Origin of the sequence: Nostoc sp. LEGE 06077 (assembly GCF_015207705.1) — a bacterium.
GTDB lineage: Bacteria > Cyanobacteriota > Cyanobacteriia > Cyanobacteriales > Nostocaceae > Nostoc_B.
In genome coordinates this window covers 114,209-135,046 of sequence record NZ_JADEWI010000005.1, presented here as the reverse complement: position 1 = coordinate 135,046, position 20,838 = coordinate 114,209, and the positions used below count along the sequence as shown (strand labels likewise).

Below are 20,838 nucleotides of genomic sequence, written 5' to 3'. Positions count from 1 at the left end.
GATATAGCAGGTAATAGGTGAAAGGCTTCAGCTGTGAGCGTTAGCGGTTCGCTGAAAGCGTTCCCGAAGGGTACAGTGACAAAGTTAAAAGATTTTGGGAATATAAGTTTTATCCTCTAAAAATGTCCTAAATACTTTAGCTATTGCCTATGACAAGTTTTTATTTGCCGAAAGCTTGTGATTTTGATGAGAGTGAAATACAACTCCAGAAATAGCTGATAAAAATAACCAGGAGAGGGTATTCACACGAAAATCAAATAAAGTTACATCCACTGTATTAAATAGTATCCATTGCCCAAATACTAAAAGATAACTGAAGAATACTAACCTATCTGTTTTAACCAAAGAATTAGATTGCCGCAAAAATTGAATGCCTGCAATTAATATCCAAGCCAGTAAACCACAAAATAAAAGAGTAGTAGGAAATCCCGTTTCCGCAGATAGCATTAAAAACAAGTTATGAGGATGCCCTAAATCAATGTGCATAGTGGCTTTGTAGAGTGCGGAGAAACTACGTAAACCCCAACCAGTCAAAGGATGCTGTTGTGCCAAAGACCAAGCAAACTCCCATTGAGTTTTTCGCATTAAAGCAATTGGTCGATCTGGATACATTTCATCGTTTAACCTCGCCCAAAAGAAAGCCGGGACAACTCGGCGAAAAATTAGGGCTATGGGAGAAGGCGCAAAAGCTGCCAAAAGAATGGTAGTGACAACCGCAACAACACTACCAACTAAGATGCGCCAACCTTGATAAAGTGCGTAAGCTAAACAGGCAATTATAGCGATCGCCCATCCGTTGCGCGAGTTGGTTAAAATAAGGGCGGCAAAACTGGCAATTACAGTCAGGGCAAGAAAAGCAAGTTGTGATTTTTTTTTAGTTCTGGATTGCCATTGTTCTAGCAATAGCCCCAACCCTACAGTAAAGATCATCGCTAGATAAGCAGCCAAGAGGTTAGCGTGCATAAATAACGCCGCCATTCGCCCTGGTGGTTCTCCTCCAGGTGCGATCGCCCAATCTAAAACAATCCACAAAAACTGTAATTTTAAAGCCCAAGCTAAAAACAATTGTCCAAAGCCCATAATGATCACTGGTACAGCACCAATTACCAAAATCCAAGCGAGGTGGCGCAATTGGGCAATTGTCTGAATTAAGGTATTCCAGCCAGCAAAAACAAAAAAGTAAGGTACTAAATTAAATAAACCTAAAAAAGCATCCGTTTGATTCGTGGCAAATCCTGACGTAATTACCAGGAATAAAGTAAACAGGGCAAATCCCCGATTAATCGGGCGGCGAATAATTGTGCGGTATTGTTGCAGCCAAGTGATTAAAGCTGCCAAAGCCATCGCCACAAACCCTAAAAACGGGGCTAGGGGAAAAATCAATAGCCCAATTTGGCAAGAATTCCAAGCAAATTGGCTCTTAGGGTTGGGATGATTAAAAGCTAGTTTCAAGCTGGCTCCCAACATTCTGTGCGAGTAAGGCGAATTTGTGCTAGAGCAAAAATAGTCGGGATAATGCGACCATAATTAGTCGCGATCGCTCTCCAACCTAAATCTGCTAAAAACCAAGTCCACATAGCTGGGCCGACAAAAGCAAATATCGTACGAACTGCGCCATAACGCGCCGCACTCAATGTCATACCTCGCCGCGCCATTTGCAGAGCAAAGTATGTTTCAAACTGCGTTGTTGCTACTGTTGAACCTGTAATTGTTGCTTGTTTCGCTACTTGATAGGTAGCAAAGTGCATCGCAAATTGTTGAGCAATTTGTTTGAGAATAAATGGTTGAATTACAGAGGTCACAGCTAAAGCACTACCACCCTTAAAAATTAATCCCAAGGGGTCACGTTGCAACATAATTGGTAGCGGTTCTTTAAGTTCTGCTTTCACCAAATGACGCTGTACTTTGACAGTCAATTTTTGTTTTTCTTTTTCTGGCAGTTTTTTCCATACTTGCCCTAGCAGATGTAAAAATACTTCGGCTTCTAAATCAACAGTTGTTAACTGATCAGAGTAAGGAATTTTTAAGTATTTACAAACTTGAATTAGTGCTTGGCGGTAAGTTACTTGGTTTGTACGTCCCCGCAATACTGTTACCCCATCTGCTGCCAAAAACCGAAAACGCTCTTCTAGTGAGTCTAACCAAGCTTGACGGCTCTGGCTTTGAACTTCGATGGGTTCAGGTGTCTGAACATAATCTAGGGGATTGAACTTTCGACTAAATAAAATTGCCGTTAAATCTTGCAATTCATCATCGGTTGCTAGTTCTAAGGCCGCCCTGAGTTCATCCAATGTTCCTTCCTCCCTTCCGTGCAGCTTGTCTGTACTTTATTCTACTATTAGCTTTTGGCGGCCTTTAGTAGTCTTTTTATCCTTCACCATCTGTATTTGTCATTGGATCAAGAATTCAGAAGCCAGAATTCAGAATTCAGAACAAAAATGAAAATAAGTCAGAATACTCTACGGTAAGGTTCCTAGAACAACTCTACATTCTGAGTTCTGGCTCCTGACTCCTGAATTCTGTTTGATAATAACCAAAGACTTAAGACTCAGGACTATTAACTAATGATAGATGTTGCAGTGATTGGTGCTGGTATGGCGGGGTTAGTTTGCGCCCAGCAGTTAAAACAAGCGGGATATTCGGTGTTAGTGGTGGAGAAATCCCGTGGTTTGGGGGGAAGAATGGCGACACGTCGCTTGCATGAAACTTGGGCAGATCATGGCGCTTGTTACCTGAAACCGCAGGGTGAATTTTTCCGAGAGTTTGTTGATTTATTGTGCGATCTCCAAGTTATCACTGTTTGGAATCATCACGAACTCCCAAACGCAGAACCTCGTTATATTGCACCTGCGGGGATGAGTGCGATCGCTAAATTTCTGGCTCAAGGTTTGGATGTGTTGCTGAATCAACGGGTGATTGCAATTCATCCCACTCCCGAAAATACTTGGCGGTTAATTCTCGAATCTAGCAACGAAGAAATTACAGCTAAAGCGATTGTCCTGGCGATTCCTGCACCCCAGGCTGTGATGTTACTCGAACCCTTGGGGGAAGAGTTACTCGGAATAGATTTTTTAAATAACCTGCGTTCGGTGGAATTTACGCCTTGTATCAGTGCGATCGCAGGTTATCCGGCTGATTCCCAACTGTTACCCAATTGGCAAACCCAAAGTTTTGCCGATGATCCTGTTTTGGGATGGATTGGTTTAGATAGTAGCAAGCGCCCCCAACCAAAACAACCTGTATTTGTGGTACAAAGCAGTGCCAAATTTGCCCAACTGCATTTAGACACCCCAGATTTACAACCTGTAGGACAAGAAATGTTGCAGCAAGCCGCCCAAACTCTCGCGCTTCCTTGGTTAGAGACACCCGAATGGCTGCAAGTACATCGTTGGCGTTATGCCTTTCCTAGTCATCCTTGGGCAGAAAGTGTTTTATCTGCCAGCATTTCTTTACCTTTGGTGTGCTGTGGTGATTGGTGTGGCGGTAATCTTGTCGAAGGTGCAATGCTTTCTGGACTAGCTGCATCTGTTGCAATTAATCATCATTTGAGTCAATTAACTCTCACTAGTGTGAATTTTTTCAAAATTTTTACCTTTTAATTACATCTATCGTTAGACTGGTTGCTCTGCGTAGCCAGGTCTTTTTTTTCAGGATTTGCTACAGTTTTACTTAAAACATTTGTTTTCTCTAATACACATAGCCAAACACAAAATCATTGAGAGACAATAGGTAATAAATCAATAAGTAATGTAAATTACTTAGCAACTTTTACTTACACAAATATTTCTATCTTAAGGATGTTGTTAATCTAATATTAAAATTGATCCCCTAATGATTATGCTGCGTTTTGTGTAGATTTTAGCCAAAAAACTATAAATTTGAAATAATTGGCATTGTAGATATAAAGCTTCGGTACTATACTATTTGGTGGAAATTTATAGACGAAATACAAGGGTCAAAGGTATAAACTTTAACTTACATAACTCTAACCAAAGGTCTGAGTCTGTACCGAAATAAAAGATGAAGTTTAGGGTATAAAAACCAATTTAGGGAATCAGTTTTGGTGATGATCAGCACTTAGTGAGTCTTTAAAACAAAACTTATCCGTATTTAAATGGAGATAAAAAATCATGAAAACAGTAGTCAATTTAACACGGGAATCAGTAATCAGCGAAATTGAAAGTGTTTTAGATACATACTCATATCATCCCTATCAAGAAACCTTTGTGATTCCTGAATTACGTCAAGAACTAATTGATTTCGTAATCAGTCGCATTCCCTGTTTCTATCACAAGGAATTCGACAGAGAATTTCCGTTGCAAAATATCATCAAAGATTATCCAATAGAGCAAAAATTTCCTCGGAGTCCATTAGAGCAAAAACTACATATACAGAATTTGATTCATCAAGGCATTTTTGCAATTATGCAAGATAAATCAGCTTGGATTAATAATCATCTATGTGACACAGTTGAACCCGGTTGTGAACCATCTCAATGGTTTGGTTGAGGATTAATCTTACATTTTGTCTGAGCAATTAAGCTTTGGACGTAAGTTTTGATAATCTATAACTAGTTAAAAAGCTAAAAGTGAGGAGTTATTGCCACTCCTCGCTTTTAGCTTTTAACTTTTAACATACAAGATAAAGCTAGACTAATTTTATCTAGAGTTTCCTCATCTGCCAAAGTAAAAATTAATCTGTGTAGCCTGCGGCAAGCTGCTGACACGTCTACATCTACGGTTAATGTTTTCTGGCAATCAGTGAATCGATATAAGCTAAATTTATAAAAGGTGAAGGGCGATTAGTAACGTTAACCAATGAAAACTATAACTGCACTGTTTAACGCAGAACGTAACCAACTACAGATAGAGATTGATAAGATAACTAGTGTTGAACAAGTAGTTAAACTTGTTCAACATCGACTCGATAATTTAGAAAGAATTTATATTAGCGAGCTAAATTTAACTCAAGTACGTTTAGCATCCTTTTTTGTGGAGATGCTGCGACAGTCAATCGCTACTTTGACTGTGGTTAACCAGTCTCCAGTTGTACCGCCAGAACAACAGCCAATTAGTAATTTAACTACAAATGTTTCCCCAAAAAAATTAATTCTAAAACTACTAAAGGCGCTGATTTATGTTGGCATTTTAGGTGTTTTATTTTCCTTAACGAAAATTAGCATTAGTGCTTGGATGGGTATCTTACTAACTTTATTGCTTCTTGGTTTAGAAGTTGTGTTGCAACTGGATAAAAGTAATATTAAATCCACGGAATTGTTAGAGATACCCCAACCTGTGCTGCGAGTGGATAGTAAACTGCTTTTAGATAACTTAGCCGATGGGCTGAACACAATTGACATAGCAGTGGCTAGATTTGAGGAAGGAAACAAATTAGCAGACGATCGCACCTTAGAAGAACTACCAGAGTTATTGAATTTTCTCCAACGGCTGATGGGTGCATCATTTCTCGAACAACCGCAAATGGCGATCGCTTTAACAAAACTCCTTCCCCAAATTCTCATGTCTCAAGGAATCCGCGCTCAAATTTACCAACAGCAAGCACCGCAAAATGAGCGTGATTATTTCGACTTTGAGCCGAGTATCGACCCTGACACTAAAGATTACGTTACCATCACACCTGCATTGTTAAAAGGCGATCGCTTACTCCGCCGCGGTCGAGTAATTGAGCCAGCATACTCCGAGGCAAGAGAATAGTAGACAATAAAAGTATGAGAATTTTAGAAACAATCGGCTTTGATTTGGGACACGGTGAGACAGCCGTAGCGAAAGCAATCGTTGAAAGCATCGAACCGCCCCAAATGTTGGAAATTAATAACAAAAAAAATCAAATTACCGCGTTAGGTTGGCATCCCAAACTCGGTTATCTTGTGGGAGAACAAGCCTTAATTCAAGCTGGCGTTACTCAGTTAACTATATCTTTCAAGCAAAAACCCAACCATAATCCTGATTACAGAAAAACAATCTCTACTTTTCTCGCTACTTACTATCACAAACTGCAAGAAAGCAAACAAATAGAAGGCGACGAAAGTAGTTATTTTTACATTGGTTGTCCTTCCGGATGGTCAGTGAGCGATCGCCAAGCATATCAAAAACTACTTCAAGAGGCTGGTATTCCCCACCTCAACGTTATACCTGAATCCCGTGCGGCTTTTATGCAAGCCAAAGAAGCCGGAAAGTTGGAGTATGAGAAACTCCTCGCATCGGTGCTAATTGTTGATATTGGCTCTTCGACTACAGATTTTACCTTGGTAAAAAGTTTACATGAAATCCCCTTAGATTTCGGCAGTAATACTTTAGGCGCATCCTTAATTGACAAAGCGATTTTTACCAGAACTCTTGCCAAACACGAGCAAAAACCATTACTAGAAAAAGTATTTCAAGAATATCCTCATCACCAAGCCCGTTGTGAACTCGCTTGTCGCAAAGCCAAAGAAGATTATTTTTCTAATGAACAGTTATACAACGACCCGCAATCTTTCGCCCGTGGCTTTGAGTCTATCAACGAGCAGATTTATTTTATTCCCCAAGTCAACAAATTGATGATGGAGGGAATTCTGCACCAACCTTTACCCGAACTAGGAAATAAAAGTTGGCTTCAGGCGTTTCAAGATAGTGTCAGGGAAGCCAAAACCAAATTAGAACAACTTGATACAGTCCCAAAATTAGTTTTGATGACTGGTGGTGCATCCCGAATGAAATTTACCCACCAAATTTGCCAGCAAATGTTTCCCGAACCAGCAACCCAACTTCGCCCTGATCCTGAACCGGAACGGTGCATTGCATTGGGTTTAGCAAGAGTCGGAAGATGGGATTTGCGGGCGACGGCTTTTCAACAAGAAGTTAATCAATTATTAGATTCCCAAAAACTCAAACAATTAATTGAGAGACATATTCCAGATTTAATTGAATTGTTAACTCAACCATTAGCCGAAAATTTGATTGAACACGCCGTTAGACCAGGAGTAAAAGAATGGCAAACCAACAAAATTCGCACTTTGGCTGATTTAGAATCATCCATGAAAAATCGAGCAGAACAGTGGTTAAAAAGCAATACCGCCCAGCAGATAATTAACAATCAATGTATTCTTTGGTTTAACAACAAAATTCAACCAGACTTAGCCGCAGAAACCGACCCCATCTGCCGCAAATTTCAAATACCCAGAAGTAGTTTAAGGTTTGAAGATAGCATTGAACCAGCTTTTGTTAATCCAGAATTACGAATTGGTGATGCAATTTTAGCTGATACTGTGGCGTTTATCGTCAATGTCGTCATTGGTGGCGGTACTGTAGCGAGTCTGATTACCCTCATTCTCACAGGACATTTAACTTGGCCGATCGCATTAGTCTACGGTGCTTCTGTGATGGCCGCCGGGATGGAACTCAACCGCAAAACTGTCCAAGAAACAATCAAGAAAAATTTCGATATCCCCAGTTGGATTCGTTCTAATTTAATGAACGATCAGAAAATTGCAGATATGTGCATTCAAATCAAACCGGAATTAGAAAATGTCTTTCGAGAACAATTAACTAATAATCAAGCAGCTTTTGAACAACTCACCCAAAAAGTTGAACAAGGTCTACAAAAAGCCCTGGTAACGAAAGTTCAAGAGGCGATTATTTTAATTCAATAAGAAAGTAAATATACGGAATGAATTTGTTTCACGCAGAGGCGCAGATGCGCGGAGAGAAGAAGGAGTTTAATATTTAAGTAAGTGAGATTTAATTACCCAATTCATCAACACCTCCTAAAAATACCTATCTGCGTACCCTCCGGGAAGCCGCTATCGCGTCTATATCCGCGTTCATCTGCGGTTAATTTTATTGCATTTTTTTAAGTAAAGCGTGATGATTGATAGTTCAGCAATCAAATCGTATTACTATATCGGTAGTCAGATATGTTAGGACAATTTGAAAACTTGAACGCCAGGAATAGTAAGACTTTTCCTCCTGCCTCCTGCCTTCTGCTAAATATCAAAGACTAGAATCTCTGTTATCAAAAGCATCTATGCCGAAACGCCTTCTAGTTGTTGAATCTCCTGGGAAAGTCAAAAAGCTCAGTCAGATTTTGGGTTCTGATTGGATTGTCCGGGCTAGTTGTGGTCACATCCGCGAACTGAGTGATACGGGAGAAGATTCTTTGGGTTTCGTCATTGATGATGGTCACGTCCAGTGCAACTATGTACCCCGTGACCAACGCTCTAAAGAAACTATCCAGCAGCTAAAAGCAGCTACCAAACAGGTTGATGAAGTTGTTCTCGCCACAGACCCAGACCGCGAAGGGGAAACAATTGCTTGGCATTTAAAAGAAGTGCTGGGATTGCGAGAACCGAAACGAGTTATTTATAGTGAAATTACCGCATCGGCGGTACAAAGTGCGATCGCTAATCCTCGCAAACTAGATTCTAATTTAGTTGGTGCTGGACTTTGCCGCGATTGTCTCGATAAGCTGGTTGGTTACAAAGGTAGTCCCTTAGTTTGGGCGTTAAATAATGGTGCGAAGAGTGTTGGCCGAGTACAAAGTGCGACGTTGCACCTAATATGTCAGCGAGAACGAGAGATTGTCACCTTTGTACCCCAAGACTATTGGAGTGTGTGGGTAGACTACGCCGAAGGATTCCGGGCTTTTTATAAAGGTACAGTCAATTCTCCCACCGATGCGCCAGAACCAGAAACAGAAGCCCACGACGATGCAGCAGGTAATAATACCCAAAAGCCAGAGTCTAAGCGGGTTCTTTCGGAAGCAGAAGCCACAGGGTTAGTTGAAGAAGCAAGGCGATATCCCCATCAAGTGATACAAGTTGAAGGTAAAACTGTATATCGTCAACCACCCCCACCATTTATTACTTCCACCTTGCAACAAGCCGCAGGTTCCAAGCTGAAATTAGCCCCAGACAAAACAATGGTTTTAGCCCAAAAGCTTTATGAGGCTGGGTTAATTACATATATGCGGACAGATTCAGTAATGTTAAGTCCTGAGTTCTGCGCTGCGGCTCGTCAGTGGTTAGAACAAAATGATCCGCAGAATGTACCACAGCAAGTTGCCAAACATCGCAGCGCCAAAACAGCCCAGGAAGCCCATGAAGCGATTCGCCCTACCGATGTGTTTCGTCCATCAGTCCAGCTACGGCAAGAATTACCTGCTGATGAATTTGACTTGTATGTGATGATTTGGAAAAGAGCGATCGCTTCTCAATGTCGGGCTGCTCAACTCCGTAAAACTCAGATTATCACTCAGTCGGGTTCTTTGTTATGGCAAGCCAGAGGCCAAGTAATCGAATTTTACGGTTACGCTCGCTATTGGAATAACCTCAGCAAAGATAGTGTGTTACCTGTTGTCCAGCAGGGACAAGCATTAACTCTAGATAATGCAAATTCGGAGAAAAAACAGACTCAGCCGCCACCCCGTTACAGCGAACCGAAATTAGTACAACTCATGGAACGTAAAGGTATCGGTCGTCCGAGTACATTCGCGCCCACTGTTGCTACCCTCAAAAAGCGGGGTTATGTGCAGTTAATTAAGGGAAATCTCCAGCCCACAACTTTGGGGCTAGAAGTTGATGATTTTTTGCAGAAAGCTTTGCCAGATTTACTAGAAGCAGATTTTACAGCCAAAATGGAAAGCGCCCTCGATGCGATCGCTGAAGGTAAACAAAGTTGGCAGCAATACTTAACAACTTGGAATAAAAATTATTTCGTCCCAGCCTTAGCCAAAGCCAAAACTGTTGTTGTAAGTACTTCAAGTACAAAATCCTCAGTAGCTGAACGCAAATATGATACTTCTAAAACTCGCTGCCCTGAATGTAATAATTTTCTCGCTAAAATTCCCAGCAGCAAAGTCAAGAAAAAATATTTCCTCAAATGTACCAGCGGTTGTGCAAATATAGTCCTATTTTGGAGTGACTTCAGCAAATCTTGGCAACCACCACGCACCCCAGAAACCAAGCCAGAAAACCACGCCCAAACTCCTGCTAAGTTAAGCTCATATCCCTGTCCAGTCTGTAAAAAACCTCTAGAAGAGTATAGCTACACCAAAGATGGACAAAACAAAACCATGCTGCGTTGTTCTGCTGCGTCTCGTCAAGATAAAAAGCATAAAGATGTGGCTTTTTTTAGTACAGCCAAAGGTTGGTGGAGTCCTAAATTTGGCGAGTTGAATCCAGATAGCAAATAATTTGTCTGGTGGGGTGACAAAGCATCTGAAGCAAAGTCAGTAGAGGAGTGTGACCGTTTTTAGATCAAAAAAGATAGGTTAGGTATTCTCAACAATAGTTATTAAATGATAATAATATCTACATTCTACAAAACATAATTTGCTTAATAATATAATCTCTGCCACTATCCAGTAGTGGTCAATATCTTGTAATCTTATTTCTGACTGTGATGGTATCTTTCATCCAAAATACCATTCATATCCTTTCTTACCTGAGAAATGTCGGCATTAAGAACCTAGTAATTGAATACTTTAGTACGTAGTCTTCCTTAGAGGTTGTTTGAAAAGTCCTTAGTGATGTATCAAATGCTTTCATATCTCTCTAAGTCTCCCTTAAAAAGGGAGACTTAGGCAGGGTGGTTTCATACGAAAAAAGAAAAATCCATAAGTCCTGATTTCTCATTTTGTAGCAGAGATTATGACCCGTCTCCAAACCTATTCCCCACGAAGGGGAGATGCTTTGAAACACAGTCGTCTTTTTTTCTGAATGTATGAAAATACCTTGATTCTTAAGCGAAACTTAGGGGGATCAGTGAGTACCTAAAGTTACAGCCAACCACTTTTCAAACATCCTCTTAATTAACATCAATCCCACGGTATCTACAGGTACAACGAGGTCTTATGATACATTCAAGTGGTACATTAGCAATCTTGCTGATGATATTTGTGATGCTTTTTTGGATTTATTTAGCGTTTAAATCTAGAAAATTATCAAGGTATTCACGCCCTCTGACAATTTTCCTCATAGTTTCACTAGCGATCGCTAGTGGAGGTGTCGTATCAGCACAATTAACTTTAAACCCGGCTCCCTTAAATGCCATAACTAGTCTTCCACCAGCTACAGTTGGAGACCCTACCCCGGCAAATCCACCACTTCTGACAGCAGTAGCTGAACCAAGTAATCTCGGAGGCTTTGTTCGGGACAACACAGCCCTACTCCAGTTAGGAAAATCCCTATTCTGGGATATGCAGCTTGGTAGCGACGGCATTCAGTCTTGTGCTAGTTGTCACTTTCATGCCGGATCTGATAGTAGATCAAAGAATCAAATCAGTCCTGGTCTTTTGGCATCACTAAAAGATATAACTTTCCAGGTTGGTGGTAGTCCAAACTATCAACTCACAGCAGCAGATTTTCCATTTCACAAACTTGCAGATCCTGACAATCGAACTAGTACAGTTCTTTCTGATGTTAACGATGTCGCCTCCTCCCAAGGAGTATTTCATAGCGTTCTCTTAGCAACCGTTCCAGGTCAAGCAGAGGATAATGTTACATCCACGCCAGATCCAGATGGTTTTCAAATTAATGGCATCAATGTACGCCGAGTTGAACCACGTAATGCCCCAACCGTAATTGATGCCATCTTCAACAAACTCCAGTTTTGGGATGGTCGTGCCAAGGAAACCTTCAATGGAGTGAATGGAAATGGAGCAGCAGACCTTAATGCTAAAGTTTTCCGAGCTTCAGGACAAACCCAACTAACTCCAGTTTCCATTTCGCTCAACAATTCTTCCATAGCTTCCTTAGTAACTGGGCCACCATTGAGTCCATTTGAGATATCTGCGGATGGCCGGACTTTCCCTGAAATCGGTGCTAAGTTTCTGCGAAGAAGAGGTCAGAAGCTCAAAAGTCTCAGACCGTTAGGTAAACAAGTTGTACATCCCCAAGACAGTGTTTTAGGATCTTTTAGTCGATACCCCTATAAAGGTCTGGCAATCGGAGCCTATGATAGGTTAATTCAGAAAGCCTTTAAGCCGGAATGGTGGAAATCAAAGTCTATTATTCAAGTTGAGAGTGATGGAACAATAACAATCCTCCCCGGAGCTTTGACTACCAATACTAGTTCTTTCACTACCACTACTGATACGGCTATCACTACTGATGGGTCTCTCGCTACTGATGAGTCTTTCACTACTGATGCTGCTTTCAGTATTAATGCTTTGGCTACCTCTACTGATAGTGAAGAAAAACTGGTTTTACCTGCCAATCAGTTTACGCTCAGGGATTGGAACTTCTCCTTATTTGCTGGGTTAGCAATGCAAAAGTATATGTCTACTCTTGTATCTAATCAGACACCTTTTGATAAATTTCAGGCGGGAGATACCAATGCTCTCACCACTCAAGAAAAAAGCGGTCTAGCTTTGTTTGTTAATACTGTGGCTAATGGTGGCGCAAATTGTAACGTTTGCCATGCGATTCCAGAATTCAGCATGGCTTCTGTCAGAAGAACCGCAGGAGTAACTTCAACTGATTCTGGCAATCCGTTGATTAATAATTTTGTTAACGGCTTCATTCCTAACTACGGTGTCAGACCAGCAGCAGAAGACCCAGGCGCAGGAAACTTTACTACATCAAGATTCAAAATCCCTACTCTCCGTAACATCGCCTTGACAGCACCATATATGCACAACGGTGGTATGGCAACTTTAGAGCAAGTTGTTGACTTTTACAATCGTGGTCGAGGTGACGATGGTGGAGCGGGTGTAGCGCCATTGAACTTAAACTCACAGCAAAAAGCCGATTTGGTCACTTTTATGAGAAGCGGACTGACTGATCAGCGAGTCCTTCTCGACAAAGCACCCTTTGACCATCCACAATTGTTCATCCCCAATGGACATCCGGGCAATCAATCTTTAGTGACTTCCAGCGGTAATACTAATGGAACTCCTACTGCTACAGATCAGCTAGTGGAAATACCCGCAGTTGGTAGTAATGGTGTCACTACTCCCCGGCCAAATTTCTTAGATTAAGACTTTGGACTGGGTTTAATACCAGTTAACTTTTGGGCATTGCTGAATAGAGATAATTCTTGTAGGGTGGGCATTTTGCCCGCCCTAGCAAGCTCTAACATCATAGGAATTACGCAAATACTCTCTACTCCCCATGTTTCTTAAGAGTGAGTCAATATTACAAATTACAATTTGTTTACCTTGCGTAGTACAATAGTATCTTGTTGCTAATTTATGGTGTAAGTGATGACACCTTCATTTGAATACAAGACTCTTATTTCTTTTAAGAGTTCAAAAATTTTACGCCTCTACACCCAGTCTTAACAGATAATCTTCGTGTTTAAGCCCTGTTAAAAAATGAATATTATTAGCAAATCTTGACAAGAATTCTAGAGTTAGACTAGGGAAAGCTACGAAAACATTAGTAATGCAGTTTGCTCCCTTTTTTCCTTTTATTTATCGGATTCTTCAACCGAGTTTTCCTGATTGTCTTTGGTGTGGCGATCGCAATTCTCAGGCGATCGCCCTAACTTTTGACGATGGCCCTCATCCACAATACACACGCCAAGTATTGCAAGTTTTAGACCGCTACAATATTCAAGCCAGTTTTTTTTGGTTGGGTGCTTGTGTCAACCGTTCACCAGAGGTTGCTAAAGCAGTGTGCGATCGCGGCCATTGGATTGGCTTACATGGTTACGATCATCGTTCCTTTCCTTTGCTTACTCCTAACGAACTCCAAGAAAGTTTAGCAAAAACCCAAGGGGCTATCTACGATAGTTGTAACCTGCTACCTGAACAAGTGCGCGATGTACGGCCTCCCAACGGTTTATTTACCCCAAAAACTTTAAATTTATTCCGTCAGTGGAATTACCGTCCGGTAATGTGGAGTGTTGTACCAGAAGATTGGGTCAGGCCAGGAATTACTACTGTAGTACAGCGAGTCAACCAACAAGTACAAAATGGTTCACTCATTGTCTTACATGATGGTGTTTGTGGCGGACAAGATGTAGCTGCAACAATAGAAGTCTTGATTCCCCAATTACTACAACAAGGCTACCAGTTTGTCACAGTAGATAATTTATGGAAATACAATCAAACTAATTAAAATTGAATAATTGAAAATTACCGATAGATTATCTCTTGCCAAATACTTTTGAGAGATTATCTATCGGTTAGTCCAGGGAATTTACATAAGACCTATGTTAGCTACTCGTGGCTTGACGCTTTTGAGTAACTTCACTTTCAGAATTGATGGTTGAGGCTGTGGCCTCAGTTCCCAATATCTGATGTATTTCGTTTATAGAACTTGGTTTCGCTACAGGTTCTTCTAATGGTTCATTCACATATTCTATTAGGTCTTCTACTTTGCAATCTAAGGCTTTGCAGAACCTAATGATTCTTTCAATGTGGTCTGTCCCAGTTCTGCCGCTTTCCCAGTTTTGAATAGTGCTTTCAGTTACGCCAACAAGACGCGACAATTCAAGCTGGGTCAGCCCTGCTCTCTCACGAAGCAAAGCAATCCTCGGTTTTGGCTTTTGTTTCACAGCTACAGCACTTTTATCTCAATATATAGTGCTAGATCCTAGCACCAAAAAAAACCTGCGCCTAGAAAATCCCTAAAAAAACTTTATTTTTAACCATCTTTCGGAAAAATTTGGACTAAAAGAGGTCAGGTGTCAGGATACAGGGGAGAATATGCTCTACTCAGTACTATTGACCATTGACTATGAACCAATCAAAGACACTTTTGTAACTGTCTTTCTAAATCGGCTCGCAACCACAAGTCGCCTACAGACCAAACCCATAGCTGATTTGGTGCTTCCACAAAATTCTCTGGTGTATGGGTAACGATCGCATCTAGCAATTGATCACTGACACAAACTAACTCTACAGCAGATTCAAAATCTCTTAAGGGTAACGCGCGTGCTATTTGCAAAATTTGCTGATCAACAATACAAATGTGAATTTTTTCGCGCAACCAATCAATGACTATCTCCGCAATTTGACTGTTTTGCAAGCGACTAGTGTAAGCGGCTATTTTTTGCCAGCCAATATCTGTTAAATACAACTTAATTGATGGATGCACCCCATCGAGTAATTCTCTGACATCTTCTGTTAATTTGTGGCGATTTATCAAAGCATCTAAGATTAAATCGGCATCAACTAAAATCCTGAACACTTTCAACTCCCAATGATGGACTGAATAAATGCAGCTAAGAAGTGGTTAGTAACCATTCAATATGCTCCCCGGACAGTGAAGCGTAGTCAGCACTGAGTTTTTGTAGTTAACCCGCGATCGCTAGAATTGAGAATAAAGGTGCTGCTAATATAAACGAGCATTAGTCGTAGTAACTGAAACTTAAACTTACATCATCAAATACAAGGGAATTAATCATTATTTCAGATTTGATTTTCCTTTTTTTTGGGCAAAATATTAAGATAAGTAACTTATCTGTGATAAAACTATAAAAAAAGAAAAGCGATCCATTTCAGATAACAATCAATTTAAATACGTACAGAATAAAAGCAAGCTGTAGCATAGCTCTGTCTAATATTGACTATTAGCAAAAATGACGGCAAATGATTTTATTGGTTCCAAATGTAAAATCTTTTTGCTGTTTCGTTCCGAGTTTTTGAAATAGAATTTACGTACCAGGGATAGTTTTTGAGATTGGGTATAGGGCAATACAGTTCAGTTAAGAAAGTTTTCTTGTGGAGAGAAGGGAACAGTAAAAGACAAAAAAGCTGATCTGAACCGTATTGGGGTATAGGGTGTAAATAAAATGCCTCAACCTTTGATTTTTCGTCTTACAGCGTAAGTTCTTCTTAGGGCTTGAGTAACAGGTAATACAATTGTCCATTACTAACAGTAACACCAGCGCGATCGCCTGCAACTTTCCCAGTACCCAAAAAATAATCGACTCTACCTGTACCTTTAATGGCTCCACCTGTATCTTGATCAAGCACATAACGGCTAACAATTTGATGTTCCATCTCGCCATTAGCCTTAACAAAAGGAAAAGCCGCGCGAATCAAAGCTAAAGCACCAGGAGGCATGAGAGACTTATCTGTAGCGATTGAGCGTTCTGGTGTAAGTGGGACATTAATCGAACCTTGGGCTGGTGCGCCGTGGTTTTCTTGAAAAAACACAAAACTGGGATCACGGGGGATATATGTATTTAATTCTGGGGGATGCTGTTGAAAATAGTCGAGGATAATAGGCATTGTCATCCCCTGTAAAGGTAATTTGCCATCATTGGCTAGTTCTCTGCCAATACTTTTATAGTTATAAGCTGTATTACCTGCGTAACCGATTGTTGTTTTAGTTCCATCGGTCAATTGCAGCTGCGCCGAACCTTGAATTTGAATCATATATGGTTCTAGGCGATCGCGGAACCAAAATAATTCTAATCCTCGCAATTTGCCTTGGGTTCCTTGTAAGCCATCAGCCCCTTCTAATTCTAAGCGTGTAGGATGAGGCTGCGCCCAGGAATTGATATCGGGAGGTAAGCGATAGACAGGATAGCGAAATTCGGCTGTGGGAGAGCGACTAGCCTGATAAAGTGGTTCATAATAAGCGGTAAATAAAATTGTGCCTTTTTGGTCTTTACCGACAGATTGGTAATAAACAAACTCTCGTTCGATGGCTTGATGTAATTCTTGAGCAGATTGAGATTTGAGCAGGAGTTCGCGGAATCTTGTTAAACTTTTGATGATGCGATCGCGGGTAATTCCCGTTACTGGATATTTTTGATAAGCTGCGATCGCTCCTGATGTTTGCAAATATTGTAAACTGCGGTCAATAGAAGTAATTAAAGCTTTTTTATCGGCTAATTCGTCTAAACAAGAGAGATCATCTTGACAACAACTCACAGGCGATCGGGGAATTAAGACTTGTTGCTTATTTTGTAAAGACTCTGGTATATCCCATTTCTTCACTCGACATCCTGGTGAACTCAGTTCTCGATATCCAAATGGTTGCATCCCCACCAGAAAAATCAACAGCATTATCGGTGGACTGAGGATAGTTTCTAATCTGTATTTCATTGATCACATCCACCTTATAGTGTAGGTTTTGAACAAAGCAATGAGTCAGGACTCTAAAAACCACGAGTGAATCGTTGTTCCATCAATCCCTACACCCCAAATTAATATCCCTAGGGAAAAAACTACTCATTCATATTGCGGTAAGTTGCAACAGCCGAAGGTGAAATTCGGTTGAGATAACGGAATATCCAGTATTTAAAAATCGTATCTAAAATTACTGGGAATGTTGCAATAAACAAAAATATAAAATCTCGATTAGCTGGTAAACCCCAATGACGAGATATACCTTCTAAGAGTACTTCCCAACCGTGGGGAGAGTGGAATCCGACAAACACATCGGTAAACAAAATGATAATAAATGCCTTGGCACTATCACTTAAGCCATAAACAATATTATCAAAGAAATCTTTGAGTACTGAAATAGATTGTTTACTAACTAGCAGCAGCCAGACAAAAGCAACTACCGAGAAAATATCTGCAAAAACATTTTTAATCGCATTGGCACTTTCACCTCGAAATTCCTCAGCAATTTCTGCTGCTTTTTCTTTCAGTTTATCTTCTATGGCTTCTGCATTCAGCGTTGGTGTAATGCCAATTAAATTTTCAAATTTAAGTCTTTCTTCAAATCTTTGTAATTCTGCCAGCGCTTCTTCTTCCATTTCAAAATTGATGAAGACATTGGCTGTTTCATCTGGTCTAAAATGGCTAATTAATGGCCCAACAATCAAAGTTTTTGATAGTTGATGTGCTAAAAGAGGTACAATAATTAGTAATAATATAAATCTAATAGATATAATGGTTCTTCTTTGCGCCTGACGAAAGCTTTTAACAACATCTTCCTCAGAATTAGGGTCTAATTCAACTTGTAACCGACTAATTGTGCCTAAAATTGAGCGAGGTAATACACCTGTTGTGTCAGCTTTTCTGCGTGATTTTAGTTTTGGTTCTAGATTTTTATTAGGTGATGACGTAGGTAATGATCCAGGTGATTTTTGGATAGCAACCTCATCAACTTTGACTATTTGTGGTTGGGTAACTATTGCAGAATTAATCTCAATATCAGGTACAGTATATTTTGATATGACTTCATCAATAAATCTTAACTTTTCTAAAATTATGTCAGCAGTGGGATATTCTATCCCGGTTTTTCGTGCTGCTTTTTGATTAGATTCGTTAGAAAACCAACGGCTGGCGCGGAATTCCGTCAAACGCATCCGGGCAATTTTTAATTGTTTTTTTAGATCTAACTCAAAATAATCCATCATGCTGCTGCTGTAGATGGTTGAGTCAGCGTCTATCTTCTGTCCGTTGAAATGCTCATCTTCGATGGATTTAATGCGTAATGCTGCTTGATAAGCTTCATCAAGAGAACGCTGTGGCGTTAATAAGTACCAACGGTAAGCAGAGAGTAAGTAAGAGTAAATTTTTTGAGTAAAAACAAAATTATTCATTGCAGGCAATTATCCAGCCTTTTTTAGTGATTCTTAACCCTAAGTTAACGCACAAGATATACTAACCAAATCTAGAAGGAGAAAGTTTGTGACTTCGCATTCTGTTTGGATTGTCGGCAATAGCCGCAGTGGGAAGACAACTCGTTTAGTAGATCATTTTTGTCGTTGGCTGCAAATAGAAAATCATAACTTTGAATTATTTTATACTAAAAAAGCCAGAAAAAAATCAGACAATTCCATCTCCAAACCCTTAGTTTTAAAGCAAACAGAACCGGGAGTTTTGGTCTTAGCTGCCAATGATGATAATCGTCGAGAATTATCTGACAAAATTGTTACAAAAACTTTAGGAAAATACCCTATTCGGGCTAAAACTCCATTAGGTTTTTTGCAGGATGAAGTTATTTTATTTTGGCCTTTACTGATTGAGTTGTTGCATCTCAAGGCACAATTTCCGGTAAGATTACGCCCAGAAACTGAACAGGAATTAGCCACAAAACTCTGGCGTGAGCAATTAGATGCAGAAATCTTGCGTCGTGCGGGAGTAAATGAGTATCGTTTAGTGCGACGGATTTTAGACTTATTGCAACTAGCTGCTTATAGTGGCACACCCTGTGAAGGAATAGCCGAGGTTTTGCAAAAAGGTTTAGAGGAAGATGGCATAAATCTAGAGCCGGAATTTCTGGCATCTTTGCTACTAGATTGGCGTAACTGGTGTTTAGAGCGAGGCTTACTCACTTATGGAATTATAACTGAACTCTACTCTCAGCATTTGTTAAGCGATCGCCATTACCAAGAACGTCTGACCCAAAGGTATCAAGCGATACTAGCTGACGATGTTGATGATTATCCAGGTGTAGCCCGTCAGTTATGTGAAACACTTTTAGAACATGGTGCTGTTGGCGCTTTTACTTACAATCCTGATGGAGCCGTGCGCTGGGGATTAGGCGCAGATCCTAACTATTTGGAAGGTTTATCAAAGTATTGTCGCTTAGAAACTTTGTTTGCACCTGCCCAAGAATCCTTGGCAGAGCAACTAGCTACACCAATGGTAGAATTTATTACACAGCCAATGGTGATGTTAGAGTTACCCGCAACAGTACAGTCAATTCAGACGACTTCCCGCGCTGAACTACTGCGAACCACAGCCGAGGTTATTGGCAAAGCTATCAAATCAGGGCAAATACAACCAGAAGAGATTGCTATCATAGCACCCGGTTTAGATGCGATCGCTCGTTACACCATCACCGAAATTCTCACCAAGCAAAACATCCCCGTTGAATCACTCAACGACCAACGCCCCTTAATTAGTTCACCAATGATTCGGGCATTGTTAACCATGCTGGCACTAGTTTATCCCGGTTTAGGACGCTTAGTAGACCGAGATGCAGTGGCTGAGATGTTGGTAGTGTTGAGTAGGAGGCAGGAGGCAGAAGAAGTATTAAATACTCAGCACGGGCTAAACGCCCCGCTACCGCTAACAGCACTCAGCACTCACATCGACCCAGTGCGTGCTGGTTTAATCGCTGATTATTGCTTTGTACCTCATCCCGACAGACCTAACTTATTACCTGTCACATCGTTTGAACGCTGGGATAGAATTGGCTATGCCGCAACCACAGCTTATACTCAGATATTACAGTGGATTGAAAAACAGCGATCGCAACAAGAACAACGTTTAATTCCTAGCCCGATTTCTCTGTTATATCTAGCAATTCAAGACTTTTTGTGTAAAGACACTAACCCCCCCTACGACCAAATGGCCGCCCTGCGGGAACTTCTAGAAACGGCCCAACATTATTGGGAAATTGATACTAGGTTGAGGGAGGGGGCAGGGGGCAGGAGGCAGGAGGTAGGAGGAATCGAATCTTCTACTCAGCACTCCTCACTCAGCACTCCCTTAGCTGAATTTATTCAACTGTTGCGACGTGGTACGATTACTGCCAATCCTTACCCTTTACGCCCCATTGGCTTGTCGAAAAAAGCCGTCACCTTAGCAACCATTTTCCAATATCGTTCGAGCAGGCGATCGCATCGTTGGCATTTTTGGCTGGATGCAGGTTCACCATTATGGGCAAAAGGTGGTGCAGCGACGTTATTTGGTGCGCCGTTATTCTTACAAGATAGATTAGGGCAACCTTGGACAGCCGAAGATGAAAAAAACACAGAACAAGAAAGATTACGCAGAATTTTGGCAGATTTACTTTCGCGTGTATCTGAGAAAGTTTATTTGTGTCACAGCGATTTAGCCGTCAACGGACAAGAACAATTAGGGCCTTTATTACCCTTAGTGCATACTTGTGTATCTGTCATTTCCAAAGTAGCTTGATAAGCTTGTTTAACTCTCAAAATATTAGCTTCTAGTTAAAGTGCGATCGCAGGGTTT

General features: G+C 40.7%; 14 protein-coding genes. 8 read left to right on the top strand and 6 right to left on the bottom strand.

Translation table 11 applies throughout. The features are described 5' to 3' along the window. Positions 1–147: 147 nt before the first annotated feature. Together IQ244_RS05415 and IQ244_RS05410 are read right to left on the bottom strand one after the other, a co-directional pair. Positions 148–1,467, bottom strand: a complete 1,320-nt coding sequence (locus IQ244_RS05415; RefSeq protein WP_193890560.1) for an O-antigen ligase family protein — start codon at positions 1,465–1,467, stop codon at positions 148–150. After that, positions 1,449–2,291, bottom strand: coding sequence for a YaaW family protein (locus tag IQ244_RS05410; protein ID WP_193890558.1), 843 nt, complete (start codon positions 2,289–2,291; stop codon positions 1,449–1,451). The genes IQ244_RS05415 and IQ244_RS05410 overlap by 19 nt, the downstream gene beginning before the upstream one ends. A 273-nt stretch (positions 2,292–2,564) precedes the next feature. On the opposite strand from IQ244_RS05410, the gene IQ244_RS05405 reads away from it, so the two are divergent. From IQ244_RS05405 to IQ244_RS05375, 7 genes are all read left to right on the top strand, one after another. Then, positions 2,565–3,599, top strand: a complete 1,035-nt coding sequence (locus tag IQ244_RS05405) for an NAD(P)/FAD-dependent oxidoreductase (protein WP_193890556.1) — start codon at positions 2,565–2,567, stop codon at positions 3,597–3,599. 531 nt (positions 3,600–4,130) lie between these two features. Beyond that, a complete protein-coding gene (locus IQ244_RS05400) occupies positions 4,131–4,508 on the top strand; it encodes a hypothetical protein (protein WP_193890555.1) in 378 nt (125 codons plus the stop codon). A 309-nt stretch (positions 4,509–4,817) separates the two neighbouring features. Then, a complete protein-coding gene (locus IQ244_RS05395) occupies positions 4,818–5,714 on the top strand; it encodes a hypothetical protein (protein WP_193890553.1) in 897 nt (298 codons plus the stop codon). A 14-nt stretch (positions 5,715–5,728) separates the two neighbouring features. Beyond that, positions 5,729–7,651 carry an Hsp70 family protein gene (locus IQ244_RS05390; protein WP_193890551.1) on the top strand — a complete coding sequence of 641 codons (1,923 nt, stop codon included), beginning with the start codon at positions 5,729–5,731 and terminating at the stop codon, positions 7,649–7,651. A gap of 374 nt (positions 7,652–8,025) precedes the next feature. Further along, positions 8,026–10,191 (top strand): type I DNA topoisomerase, encoded by a 2,166-nt coding sequence (gene topA / locus IQ244_RS05385; RefSeq protein WP_193890549.1) that lies wholly within the window; start codon positions 8,026–8,028, stop codon positions 10,189–10,191. Positions 10,192–10,851: 660 nt separating this feature from the next. Next, the gene (locus tag IQ244_RS05380; RefSeq protein ID WP_228058749.1) at positions 10,852–12,978 is read left to right on the top strand and encodes a cytochrome-c peroxidase; all 2,127 of its coding nucleotides are present in this window, start codon (positions 10,852–10,854) and stop codon (positions 12,976–12,978) included. 406 nt (positions 12,979–13,384) lie between these two features. Next, positions 13,385–14,062: a polysaccharide deacetylase family protein gene (locus IQ244_RS05375; RefSeq protein WP_193890547.1), complete on the top strand. Its 678-nt coding sequence runs from the start codon at positions 13,385–13,387 to the stop codon at positions 14,060–14,062. Positions 14,063–14,159: 97 nt separating this feature from the next. Here IQ244_RS05375 and IQ244_RS05370 read toward each other — a convergent pair whose 3' ends face one another. The 4 genes from IQ244_RS05370 to IQ244_RS05355 form a co-directional block, all read right to left on the bottom strand. Continuing rightward, positions 14,160–14,501, bottom strand: coding sequence for a helix-turn-helix transcriptional regulator (locus tag IQ244_RS05370; RefSeq protein WP_193890545.1), 342 nt, complete (start codon positions 14,499–14,501; stop codon positions 14,160–14,162). Positions 14,502–14,692: 191 nt separating this feature from the next. Beyond that, complete coding sequence (locus tag IQ244_RS05365; protein ID WP_193890543.1) at positions 14,693–15,136, bottom strand: hypothetical protein; 444 nt, start codon at positions 15,134–15,136, stop codon at positions 14,693–14,695. Positions 15,137–15,783: 647 nt separating this feature from the next. Then, entirely contained in the window at positions 15,784–17,004 is a 1,221-nt protein-coding gene (locus IQ244_RS05360; RefSeq protein WP_193890541.1) for a murein transglycosylase A, read from the bottom strand. A gap of 122 nt (positions 17,005–17,126) precedes the next feature. Then, a complete protein-coding gene (locus IQ244_RS05355) occupies positions 17,127–18,455 on the bottom strand; it encodes a proton extrusion protein PcxA (protein ID WP_416209759.1) in 1,329 nt (442 codons plus the stop codon). 88 nt (positions 18,456–18,543) lie between these two features. On the opposite strand from IQ244_RS05355, the gene IQ244_RS05350 reads away from it, so the two are divergent. Beyond that, a complete protein-coding gene (locus IQ244_RS05350; RefSeq protein WP_193890537.1) occupies positions 18,544–20,781 on the top strand; it encodes a recombinase family protein in 2,238 nt (745 codons plus the stop codon). The last annotated feature ends 57 nt before the right edge of the window (positions 20,782–20,838 follow it).

Excerpts from the sequence above, each read along its gene's own strand:
- IQ244_RS05415 (WP_193890560.1), bottom strand. The coding sequence starts at position 1,467 with ATGTTGGGAGCCAGCTTGAAACTAGCTTTTAATCATCCCAACCCTAAG.
- IQ244_RS05405 (WP_193890556.1), top strand. The coding sequence starts at position 2,565 with ATGATAGATGTTGCAGTGATTGGTGCTGGTATGGCGGGGTTAGTTTGC.
- IQ244_RS05400 (WP_193890555.1), top strand. The coding sequence starts at position 4,131 with ATGAAAACAGTAGTCAATTTAACACGGGAATCAGTAATCAGCGAAATT.
- IQ244_RS05395 (WP_193890553.1), top strand. The coding sequence starts at position 4,818 with ATGAAAACTATAACTGCACTGTTTAACGCAGAACGTAACCAACTACAG.
- IQ244_RS05390 (WP_193890551.1), top strand. The coding sequence starts at position 5,729 with ATGAGAATTTTAGAAACAATCGGCTTTGATTTGGGACACGGTGAGACA.
- topA (WP_193890549.1), top strand. The coding sequence starts at position 8,026 with ATGCCGAAACGCCTTCTAGTTGTTGAATCTCCTGGGAAAGTCAAAAAG.
- IQ244_RS05380 (WP_228058749.1), top strand. The coding sequence starts at position 10,852 with ATGATACATTCAAGTGGTACATTAGCAATCTTGCTGATGATATTTGTG.
- IQ244_RS05375 (WP_193890547.1), top strand. The coding sequence starts at position 13,385 with ATGCAGTTTGCTCCCTTTTTTCCTTTTATTTATCGGATTCTTCAACCG.
- IQ244_RS05360 (WP_193890541.1), bottom strand. The coding sequence starts at position 17,004 with ATGAAATACAGATTAGAAACTATCCTCAGTCCACCGATAATGCTGTTG.
- IQ244_RS05355 (WP_416209759.1), bottom strand. The coding sequence starts at position 18,455 with ATGAATAATTTTGTTTTTACTCAAAAAATTTACTCTTACTTACTCTCT.